This is a genomic window from Micromonospora sp. CNZ280, from assembly GCF_011759515.1.
Genome location: NZ_JAAOYP010000003.1, coordinates 1,055,021 through 1,065,979, shown reverse-complemented (window position 1 = coordinate 1,065,979; position 10,959 = coordinate 1,055,021). Strand labels below are relative to the sequence as shown.

9 protein-coding genes are annotated in these 10,959 nt (G+C 69.0%); all 9 read left to right on the top strand.

The window, feature by feature from the left end:
- The first annotated feature begins 59 nt into the window (after nt 1-59).
- The 9 genes from FHX32_RS26730 (at nt 60) to FHX32_RS26690 (ending at nt 10,954) form a co-directional block, all read left to right on the top strand.
- Nucleotides 60-860, top strand: a complete 801-nt coding sequence (locus FHX32_RS26730; protein ID WP_167188871.1) for a hypothetical protein — start codon at nt 60-62, stop codon at nt 858-860.
- Complete coding sequence (locus FHX32_RS26725; protein ID WP_167188868.1) at nt 857-1,987, top strand: hypothetical protein; 1,131 nt, start codon at nt 857-859, stop codon at nt 1,985-1,987. The genes FHX32_RS26730 and FHX32_RS26725 overlap by 4 nt, the downstream gene beginning before the upstream one ends.
- A complete protein-coding gene (locus FHX32_RS26720; protein ID WP_167188865.1) occupies nt 1,984-3,498 on the top strand; it encodes a hypothetical protein in 1,515 nt (504 codons plus the stop codon). The genes FHX32_RS26725 and FHX32_RS26720 overlap by 4 nt, the downstream gene beginning before the upstream one ends.
- Nucleotides 3,495-4,187 carry a hypothetical protein gene (locus FHX32_RS26715; protein ID WP_167188862.1) on the top strand — a complete coding sequence of 231 codons (693 nt, stop codon included), beginning with the start codon at nt 3,495-3,497 and terminating at the stop codon, nt 4,185-4,187. Before FHX32_RS26720 ends, FHX32_RS26715 begins: the two co-directional genes overlap by 4 nt.
- A complete protein-coding gene (locus FHX32_RS26710) occupies nt 4,180-5,553 on the top strand; it encodes an AAA domain-containing protein (RefSeq protein ID WP_167188858.1) in 1,374 nt (457 codons plus the stop codon). Before FHX32_RS26715 ends, FHX32_RS26710 begins: the two co-directional genes overlap by 8 nt.
- 68 nt (nt 5,554-5,621) lie before the next feature.
- Nucleotides 5,622-5,837, top strand: a complete 216-nt coding sequence (locus tag FHX32_RS26705; RefSeq protein WP_167188855.1) for a hypothetical protein — start codon at nt 5,622-5,624, stop codon at nt 5,835-5,837.
- Nucleotides 5,834-7,297: an ATP-binding protein gene (locus tag FHX32_RS26700; protein WP_167188852.1), complete on the top strand. Its 1,464-nt coding sequence runs from the start codon at nt 5,834-5,836 to the stop codon at nt 7,295-7,297. Before FHX32_RS26705 ends, FHX32_RS26700 begins: the two co-directional genes overlap by 4 nt.
- Nucleotides 7,294-10,002 (top strand): Z1 domain-containing protein, encoded by a 2,709-nt coding sequence (locus tag FHX32_RS26695; RefSeq protein WP_167188849.1) that lies wholly within the window; start codon nt 7,294-7,296, stop codon nt 10,000-10,002. The genes FHX32_RS26700 and FHX32_RS26695 overlap by 4 nt, the downstream gene beginning before the upstream one ends.
- Entirely contained in the window at nt 9,995-10,954 is a 960-nt protein-coding gene (locus tag FHX32_RS26690) for a PD-(D/E)XK motif protein (protein WP_167188846.1), read from the top strand. The genes FHX32_RS26695 and FHX32_RS26690 overlap by 8 nt, the downstream gene beginning before the upstream one ends.
- Nucleotides 10,955-10,959: the final 5 nt, after the last annotated feature.

Below are 10,959 nucleotides of genomic sequence, written 5' to 3'. Positions count from 1 at the left end.
TCAACAATCCTGGTTACGGGGGATTGCTGGGAAACACTGGAACTTGTAGCATGCTCGTCGTGGCGGAGTCCATAGAAGACCTCGAAGGTCGGATAGACGACCTGCGGGCGGCGGTCCGACGAGCGGTGGTTGCGCGCGACGCGGCTCGCGTCAAGGCGCTGCGCGCCGAACTGCGGGCCGCCGAACGGGACTGGGAGCGGGCCATCACCGAGCTCGCCGACGGTGCGGAGGCCGACGACAGCCAGCCCGCACGTGTCGAGTCGCCCCTGGTGTCGATGCGCGACCAGGTCCACCACGCCCTCACCCTGCTCGCCGCCCCGGCCGCCCCGAAGCTGATCGCCGAGGTGCACAACGCCTTCTTCGGCACCGCCGGCCCCGGTCTCGCCGCCGGCAAGCTGACCCACTTGCGCCGCGACGAGGAGCGCTCGTTCCGCACCGCCCCGCGCTCCCGGCCGTACTATCTCTGCTCTGCCCTGACCGCCGAGCACCTCGCGCCGGCTCGCGGCCTGCTCGCCGTCTCGACCTGGCCGCTGGAGCGCCGCATCGTCGGGCCGCTGAGCCCTCGTGTCGACTTTCTGACAGCCACCATCAAGGTCGCGGAACAGGCTGTGCGCATGCCGGAGCAGACCCTCACGGTGGCCCGCCTGCTCCGTCGGTTCGCCGCCAGCATCCCCGGCGCCGTCGACGGTTACGAGGCCGTCGACCCGGCGATCGTCATCAAGGCCGCCCAGGCCGAGCTGGCCGTGCACGCCGACGCCGACCGGGCCGACCGCGCCGCGGCGGCCGACCGCGCCCGCCGGCTGGACGAGGCGGAGCAGCTCTACGGCAGCCGCCTGCGCGTCATCCGGGGGCTGGCATGACCGACCTCGCCCAGCGCCTGGCCACCATCCGCGGCGGCGTCGCCCCGGCCCGGCACAACGCCCGCACCATCGCAGCCCTCACCAGCAACCCGGGCTGCGCCCGCCGCGCCGTGCTGGACTGCGCCGGCGTCGACAAGCAGCGCCTCGCCGCGTACATCGACTACCCGGCCCGGTTCGGCCAGTCCCGGTTCGCCATCACCCGGGGCAACGCTTTTGAGGCGCAGGTCAAGGCCAACGGCTGCGCCGAGCTGCTGCGGCTGCTGCGCGAGCTGCTCGACCTGGAGATCCAGGAGGTCGCCTACGACGACCTGGAGTCGGTGGCCGGACGGGAGGGCAACGACGTCCGGTACGCCCGCGCCCGCACCCTGCTCACCCGCGCCGCCGCCGAACCCGACCGGGCCGGCACCCTCTTCGACCACCCGTTACTGCGGCTCGACGTCGCCGGCCAGCAGGCCTACCTCGAGCCGGACCTGATCGCGTTCCAGCACGCCGGCCGATTCCACGTCGTCGAGATCAAGAGCTTCGCCGTCATCGACGGCCAGGCCGACCCCGGCAAGGTGGCCGCCGCCGCGATCCAGTCCGCCGTGTACGTGCTGGCCATGCGCAAGCTGCTCGAAGAGGTTGGCCACGACCCGGAGATCGTCTCGCACGACGTCGTGCTGGTCTGCCCCCGCGACTTCTCCAATCAGCCGATGGCGGTCCTGGTCGACGTCCGCAAGCAGCTCGCCGTGCTGCGCCGGCAGCTGTCCCGGATGACCCGGATCGACGCGCTGCTGGCGGAGCTGCCGGCCACGCTCAGCTTCGACCTGGCGGCCGACGACACGGGCGTACCCACCCGCTCCCCGCAGTCGCTGATCGCCGCGCTGCACGAGGTCGAGGCGCGGTACTCGCCCGAATGCCTGGCCGCCTGCGAGCTGGCGTACTTCTGCCGGCACGAAGCCCGCGGCTGCACCGCCGCCCTCGGCAAGTCGGTGCGCGAGGAACTGGGCGGCATCGATCGGGTGGAGACGGCGCTGGCCATCGCCCGCGACGAGCGGGCGCCCGCCGAGGACCAGCAGGAGGCCGCGGAGCTGTTGCGCGCCGCCGCCCGGCTGCGGGCCGAGCTGCTCAGTGGGGTGGCCGGATGAGTACGCTCACCAGCCTCGCCCGCGCCGAAGCCGTCGTCACCGAACGCGCGCAGCGGATCACCCTGGTCCGGCACCTGCACGTCGCCGACCGGCCGCTGGTCTTCATCCCGCTCACCATGGCCGGCGAGGCCAACGCGCCGCTCGCCGCGATGGTCGGCGACGACCCGGGCAGCCCGACGCTGCTGATCGTGCCGCAGCCACGGAACCGCGACCAGCGCTTCGCCTTCGCCGCTTCGCTGGCCACCGTCGTCCTGCCGTACGTCGAGAGCTTCCGCGGTGACGTGGAGGCGGTGTCGGCGAACCGGGGCAAGGACATCCGTGTCCGGTACACGGACGCGCCCCAGCTGCTCGTGCCGAACCCCGGCGGCGTCGCGTTCACCCGGCTCTTCGGCCGCTCCACCCGGTTCCGGCGCACCGACGGCGACTACCCGGTACACCCGTCGGTGCCGCTGCTCGGCCGCTGGCTCACCTGGTTCGCCGACCGGGCCGAGCACCCGGGATCGTCGGCGCTGCTGGCGATGACCGAGGCGCTCGGCCTGCACTGGGCCACTGGCCAGAGCCCGATGGAGGACGCCCAGCTCGCTGCGCTCATGGCGTGGATCGTCCCGCCGGCCGGGATGACCGGCCCGGAGGCGGCCGCTCTCGCGGAGGATCCGGTCACCTCGCCGCCGGCCGGTCCGGCCACGGACCCGAGCTTCGACAACGAGGTCCTCGCGCCGGCGATGGCCGCGTACGACCGGGCGGTCGCCGCCGACTCGCTGGTCGACCGGCGGCGCGCCGAGCTGGAGGCGATTCTGCGCGAGCAGCTCGAGCCGACCTGGCGGCTGATGTGGCAGGCCGTCGCGCTGCTGCATGAGCTGCCGGCCGGATCGCGGATCGCCGCCCGCTGGGCCGAGGACCGGGACGCCTACACCAACTTCTGCTCATACCTGGACGACGGCGGCCTTCCGCAGCCCCGCCGCGACGGGGCAGTGGCCGCCGCGCAGCGGCTGCACCGGCTGGAACGGGCACAAGCCTCGTACGACGTGCAGCGCGCCTACGACGACCCGATGGTGATGGCCGACTACCGGCTCACCGGGGAGGCGTTCGTCGGCGAGGTGATGGCCGCCAACCCGACGCGGGTGGACAGCAGCGGCAAGCGCCGCGTCCTGCGCCCCTGGGTCACGGTGACCACGCCCGACCCGGTGCTGGTCACCCCGGGCACGACGCTGTACTCGCCCGACAGGCCGAGCAACCAGAAGGCCAAGGTCATTTCGGTCGCCCGCAGCGACGACGGGACGAGCGAGGTGGTGCTGGAACTGACCGGTGGGATGGGGTCGTCGCTGACTCCGCCGCCGGGCAGCGTGCCGGAGGCGGGGGAGCGGCTCTGTTACACCACCCTCACCGACTCCTTCTTCCCGGCCGGCGCCTTCCCGACGCGGGAAGAGACGCCGTGGACCCATGGTGGCCCGCCCGCGCTGTTCGACGACGGCGCCCCGAACGCCGAGGACGCCCAGGAGGAGTGGTCGTGAGCCAGCCGACTCTGAAAGAGGAGATCATCGCCCGGCTCCGCGCACGGCCGGGCGGAATGACCGACGGGGAGCTGGCGATCGCCACCGGCAAGCTGCACCAGCAGATCAACCAGCGGTGCCGGCAGATGGAGTCGCTCGGAGTCCTGACGAGGGACCGCAGCAGCGGGATCATCGTCAATCGGCTCCGCGGCCAGGAGGCGGCGCCGCCTCGCCCGGTGGTGCTGCCGCGCCCCGTGCCGAACGCGGAACGCAGCTGGGACTGGGAGGGCAACGTCCAGGCCGTGCTGTGCCGGTGGCTTGAGGAGCAGGGCTGGCAGCTGCTCCAGGTGGCGAACACCGCGACCAAGCAACAAGGCACCGACGTCGTCGCGGAGCGAGCTGAGCAGCGCCTCCACGTCGAGGTCAAGGGCTACCCGTCGAAGACGTACGCCGACCCGCGCCGTGCCGGCGAGGTGAAGCCGACGCCACCGACGCTCCAGGCGAAACACTGGTACGCCGACGCATTGGTGAAGGTGCTGCGGCTACGCGAGAAGCACAGCGGCGACCGGGTCGCGATGGCCTTCCCGGACGCCCCGCGCTACCGGTCGCTGCTGGCGGAGACGGCCGGCACCCTTCGGCACATGCGGATCGACGTCTTCCTGGTGACGGAGGACGGCCAGGTTGGGCTCTGGGAGGCGACCAATGGCTGATCTCCTGGTCCCGACGCCGGCTCGTCTCGTCGGCAGCGCCGACGGCGCAGGCGCGGCGTGGTCGGCGGCGGACGAGGCGGAGCGGGTGGTCACGGCGGTGCTGGCCGACCTGCACTCCGGCGAGCATCGCGGCGTCGTGGTCGACTCGCCGCCCGGCGCCGGCAAGTCGACCCTGGTCGTCCGCGCCGCCATCGAGCTGGCCCGCGCCGGCGAGCCGCTGATCGTCATCGCGCAGACCAACGAGCAGGTCGACGACCTGATCGACCGGCTCGCCCAGCAGGCGCCGGACCTGCACATCGGCCGGCTCTCGGCGAACGACTACAGCGCCACCGAGCGCATCAGGCGGTACGCGACCGTCCGGGTCGCCGCCAAGGTCGCCGATCTCGGCGGCCCGTCCATCATCATCGGTACGGCCGCCAAGTGGTCGATGGTGTCGGAGGGCTGCTGGCCCTGGGCGATCGTCGACGAGGCGTACCAGATGCGTTCGGACGCGCTGCTTCGCGTGGCCGGCCGGTTCGAGCGGGCGCTCTTCGTGGGCGACCCCGGCCAGCTCGACCCGTTCTCCACCGTCGAGACCGAGCGGTGGGTGGGCTTGAGCTGGGATCCGATGCAGTCCGCGGTGGCCGCGCTGCTGCGGCACAACCCGGACCTGCCGGTACACCGGCTGCCGGTGTCGTGGCGGCTGCCGCCGTCGGCCGCGCCGGTGATCGCCGAGGCGTTCTACCCGTACACCGGATTCCAGGCCGGGTCGGCGCCGGGCGACCGGTCGCTGTCGTACACCACGGCGGCGTTCGGGCGCGGCCCGGTCGACGCGGTGCTGGAGACGGCGGCGGCGACCGGCTGGGCGCTGTACGAGCTGCCCGCCCGGCACACGCTGCGTACCGACGCGGAGGCCGCCGCCGCGTGCGCCGCCCTGGCCCGCCGGCTGCTGGAACGCGGAGCCGTCGCCGTCTCCGAACGCGAGCCCGGCGGCGCGCCCGTCACCGGAGACCGGATCGCCATCGGCACCGCCCACCGCGACCAGGCCGCCGCCATCCGCGCCCACCTCGGCTCGGCCGAAGCGGGCGTCACCGTCGACACCGCCAACCGGCTCCAAGGCCGCGAGTACGACGTGACGATCGTGCTGCACCCGCTGTCGGGGCGGCGGGACGCGACCGCGTTCCATTTGGAGTCGGGGCGGTTGTGCGTGCTCACGTCCCGGCACCGGCAGGCGTGCATCGTGGTAGCCCGGGCGGGGATCGCGGAGCTGCTGGACGCCCATCCGTCAGCCGAGCCAGTGCACCTCAATGTTCCAGTCAAGTTTCCCGATGGTTGGGAGGCGAACCAGGCTGTGATGGCGCATCTCGGCAGGTACAGCGGTGTGTGACGTTGCTCGCGATCACGGGGGTGCGAGGTCCATGTTGTCCGACCGATTGGACCGGAAGGAGCCGATTCGTGACCTACCCCATCGAGTGGCGAACAGATGGCGGCATTGAGTGCGTACCGCTATTCGAGACCACCACCGACGCAAAGGTCGAAGTAACATCGACCACTTCGCCGCCGCTAAGGGCTGTGTTGCCGAAAGTTGACGATTGGCCCAGCTATTTCGCTGTCGTCGACGACCATCGCTCGGCCGTTGGGTATCAGTGCGCCACCGGGGGAGAAGTGTGAACGAGGAGGAACTCCCTCCGGAGCCTCAGCTGATGGAGTCGCTTAGAGCCGTCGGCTACTCCCTCGAGGCGGCAGTCGCCGACCTGATCGACAACTCGATCACCGCGCAGGCGAACCGTGTCGAGCTTTTCTTCAGCGCGGAGGCCGAGCCCTACCTCGCCATGGTCGACGACGGGACCGGCATGAACGCCGACGAGGCTCGCTCTGCGATGTGTCTGGCGGGCACGAGCGCCGCTAGGAGCAGGCGGCCCGACGACCTTGGTCGCTTCGGTTTAGGACTTAAGACCGCGTCACTCTCCCAATGCCGTGAGCTCACGGTGGTCACCAAACGGGACGGTGTGGTGACGGCGCTGCGCTGGGACCTCGACTACCTCACCCGATCGAGGCGCTGGGCACTGCTCACCCTCTCCGAGGCGGAGGCCTCAACCCTCCCCCGCTACGGCGAATTCAAAGCGAACCCGAGCGGGACCTTGGTCGTCTGGCGGCGCCTCGACCGTCTCCCCTCCGCCAGCCAGACGATCTTCGCCAAGGCCTTCAACGAGCAGATGCTTTCCGCCCGGGCGCACCTCTCACTCGTCTTCCATCGCTTCCTCTCGGGCGAGGACGGCAAGCCCAAGGTCACGATGGAGCTGAACGGCGTCCGGCTGAAGGTGGTCGACCCTTTCCTCACGGCCCACCGGGCCACCCAGAGGGGGCCGGCCGAGTGCCTTGACGTCGCCGGCGCACGGATCGACGTGCAGCCGTTCACCCTGCCCTACATCTCGAAGCTTACGCAGGCCGAAAAGGAGACCGCGCAGATCGCCGGCCGGCTGCGCGACAGCCAGGGCTTCTACATCTACCGGGCCAGGCGCCTAGTCATCTGGGGAACGTGGTTCCGCCTGGTGCCGAAGGACGACCTCGGCAAACTGGCGCGCGTCCGCGTCGACATCCCGAACACCCTCGACCACCTGTGGTCTCTTGACATCAAGAAGTCCGCGGCCGTCCCGCCGACGGAGATCAGAGACCAGCTCAAGCGCTTGGTGGACCGAATCGTCCACCCGAGCCAGCGCGCTCAGCTGTACCGGGGCCGCCCCGCGGCGGCTTCGGACAGGGTCGTCAGGACGTGGAACCTCATCGACGAACGCGGCTCGTTCCGATATGAGCTCAACCGCGAGCACCCGCTGCTCGCCGCTCTCGACGAGCAACTGGACAACGGCGCACGTCGGCTGCTGAGTGAGCTGTTGAGGAACATCGAGTCGTCCTTTCCCGTCGAGGACGCCTACAACCGCCTGGGCGGTGACAACGTCCACGCGCCCCAGCATTCGGACGAGGGGGAGCTCCTCGACTACGCGGCCACCCTGTGGTCCGTGTTCAGCCAAACCGGTGAGTCCGCGGACGACTTCGTCGCCCGACTGCGGTATGTCGAACCGTTCACACTCTCCAAAAACCCTGAAGCACTGTTGAGAAGGGCCGCATCTTGATCAACGGAAACAGGCAGGAGCAGATTGCGGCCTTGGAGAAGGTCGTCGGCGCATTGCTCGCTGGCAGGACCCACTCGGAGGCACACCTTACCGAGATGGTGGAGCAGTACCGCCGAGCGGCCGCGCCCGACGCCACCGACGAGGATGTCGCCGCACTGGTCCGACGCCTGACGGAGCGGCTCAGCATCGACGTCGAGCAGGGCGTCGCCATCGTCGGCGAGGACTTCAAGCCATGGCTCCAGGACAAAAAGCGGCAGATGGACTGGTCGCGATGGCTCAACTTCAAGCAGTGGATGTTGAACGACGGACGGCCGCCGCGAGTCATCGACAAGATGGACGACCTCACCGACGAGATCCTTGACTTCGCCGGCGACCCCACTGCCGCGGGTCCGTGGGCCCGTCGGGGCCTCGTCATCGGTGAGGTTCAGTCCGGTAAGACCTCTACGTACCTCGCGCTCTTCAACAAGGCGGTCGATGCCGGCTACCGACTGATCATCGTCTTGGCGGGGAACACGGAATCGCTGCGCCAGCAGACCCAGGAGCGCGTCGATGAGGGCCTCATCGGTCGCGACACCAGCCTCAGTGTCGCCCGGCCCGGCATCCCCGCCCAGACCCGTTACATCGGCGTCGGGGCACTGGACTCGCGGCTCGCGAACGCCCAAGGCATGACGACGGTAATCCAGGACTTCCGGACCAGCAGCCTCGCCGCATCCAACATCACGGTCGGCACCGACTCAGCCGAGCCCTACGTCTTCGTGGTTAAGAAGAACAAGGCGGTGCTGGAAGCGCTCACCGAATGGCTGGGCCGGCAGCGCAAGGTCGGCGGCAAGCTGCCCCTTCCCCTGCTGCTCCTCGACGACGAGTCCGACTACGCCTCGGTCAACACCCGAGAGGACCACAACCCGACGACCATCAACAGCGGCATTCGTGGCATCCTCGACCTGTTCTCGCGAAGCTCCTACGTCGCGTTTACCGCGACCCCGTTCGCGAACATCTTCATCGACCACGAGGTCGAGAACGATCTGTTCCCGCGCCACTACATCTACGGCCTCGAGTCACCGTCCAACTACGTGGGCTCGCAGGCCACCTTCGGATCCCTTGAGGAGCCCTCCGACGCGATGCTCGTCGAGCTGGACGACGCCGAGGAGTTCACCCCCCTCGGGCACAGGGTGCACTGGAACATCGGAGAGGTACCCGAGTCCCTCCGCGAGGCGATCCGAACCTTCTTCGTCGCCAACGCGGTCCGCGACCTGCGAGGCCAGCGCGCGCCACGCTCGATGCTCGTGAACGTCTCCCGTTTTAAGCGCGTGCAGAGCCAGGTATTCGACGCGGTGCAGGACGAGGTCTCCACGCTGCGTAACGAGATCGAGGCCCACGCAGCCCAGTACCGCATGGGCCACCCGAACAGGACCCTCGACATCGTCAAGGAGACCTTCGAGCGGCGGTACCCGGACATCACAGAGACGTGGGAGGAGGTCTTGGACGTACTCGCGGCCGCGGCGGCGGACATCCGCGTTCAGCTGTTTAATTCGGACAAGGATCGCGCCCTAGGCGAGGAGGACGAGCACTGGGACCGGCCGCAGCGGATGATTGCCGTCGGCGGTGACGTGCTCAGCCGAGGGCTGACACTCCAGGGCCTGACAGTGAGCTACTTCTACCGCCGGGTCGTGGCCTCCGACACGTTGATGCAGATGGCGCGCTGGTTCGGCTACCGCGACGGCTACAAGGACATCTGCCGAGTTTGGATCGATAAGGCATCCGCCTCCGACTACCGGCACGTCGCGGACTCGGTGGAGGAACTCCGCCGCGATCTTCGGCTGATGCTCCGCCAGAAGCTCACTCCGGAGGATTTTGGCATTGCGGTCAAGAAGCACCCTGGCGCGCTGCTGATCACCGCCAAGAACAAGATGAAGGCCGCCGAGACCCGAAGCAAGACCATCTCTCTCGCCGGTAAACGCATCGAGACCACCAAGCTGTCCCCTGACAAGAAGGTGATCTCCGATAACTGGTCGGCGTTCCAGCGGCTCGGCGACGCGATCGCCGCGAGCACCGCCACCCGGAACGTGACGGGTCGCTGGCCGCGATGGACCGGCGTGCCGAAGCGCATCATCGCCGACTTCCTCAGCCAGTACCAGGCACACCCGTCGGACGCGATCTTCTCCGCGTCGGCGCTCAGCTCATTCGCCAGGCATGCGACCGCACCTGAGTTCCAGACCTGGGACGTCGTAGTGGTCAACGGCAGCGGGGAGCAGGCCCCGGAGGAGTTCGCTGGGGAGAAGTTCCGCCCCCCGCTGCGAAAAATGGACAGGGGGGCGGACAAGGAGCTGCGCGTAAGCGGCGCGAGTAGCCGACTCGCAGGCTCCACCGACGTCACCGTGCTCCTGTCTAAAGATGACGTCGAGGCCGCCGTCGCCGACGCACCTGCCGATGGCAAAGGCAAGAATCCTCCGGAAACGATCTTCTACAGCCGTCTACCCCGGCCAGCCATGCTGCTGTACCCGCTGCTGCCAAACGACGACGACAAGCTTCCGCAGGGAGTTGATGTCAACCAGATCATCGTCGCCGTGAAGCTGGCCATACCCGGCAGGGCCGGTGACCCCAAGGACTCACGGGGCGACGTCGAGTACGTCATCAACACGGTCGCGCAGCGGAAGTGGTTCATCGAGATCGACGAGTCCGAGACCGCGGATGAGGTCGATGACTGACACCTTCGTCCTGCGCTGGCGGGAGATCATAGCGTCACCAGGTTCCGGGAAATTCGAGGTCGATTCCTCCCACCCCCTCCGATTCATCGTCGGCGTCAACGACCACGATGATCCGATGATCTTCGTCATCGTCAAGGACAAACCGCCGCTCCCCGATCTATCCGGGATCATCGAGGTGGAGCGACGGCAGCGGACTGGCGACCACAAGTGGACACTGGCGCTGTCACTGACCGATCGCCGTTTCCTCGAGCCCTACCTCCAGTTCTCCACCGACCTGGTGTCCCGCACCGCCGATGCGGCCACCGAGTCGCAGGGCGTGGCGACGCTGCTCAAGGTCGTCGCCGAGTGGAAGCGGATGTTCGCTCGTGGGCCCCGACCCCCGCTCAGTGAAGATGCCCTGCGAGGCCTCATCGCCGAGCTGTGGTTCGGCGTCCACGTCCTAGGGCGGCGAGCGGAGGTAGCCAAGGTCGCGCTGGCCTGGCGGGGTCCGCACGGCAGTCCTCAGGACTATGTCTTCCCCCTAGGCCCGAGGTACGAGGTCAAGTCCCGGCGGACCGACGGGAAGAGCATCCGGATCTCCTCACCCGAGCAACTCGACGCGGACGGGATCATCCTGGTGACGGTGACGCTGGTCGAGGTCGATGCAGGAACCGCTGACGCCGTCAACCTCCCGATGCTGGTCGATGGGATCCGCGCGGACCTGGTTGCGAACCCGGACGCCGCGCTCGCCTTCGACAACGCCCTCGATGCGCTCCAGGTCGACTCTGCCGACCGCCGCTACGCCGACCACTGGTTCGTCGCCACGGAATGCACCCAGTACAACGTGGCGCCTGACTTCCCGGCCATCCGGCGCTCCGCCATCCCGGAGGCAGTCGTGGGCGCCACCTACGACATCGGGATCAGCGCGATCAAGGACTTCATCACCGACCGCTGGCGCAGAACCGCGGAGTAAGGAGG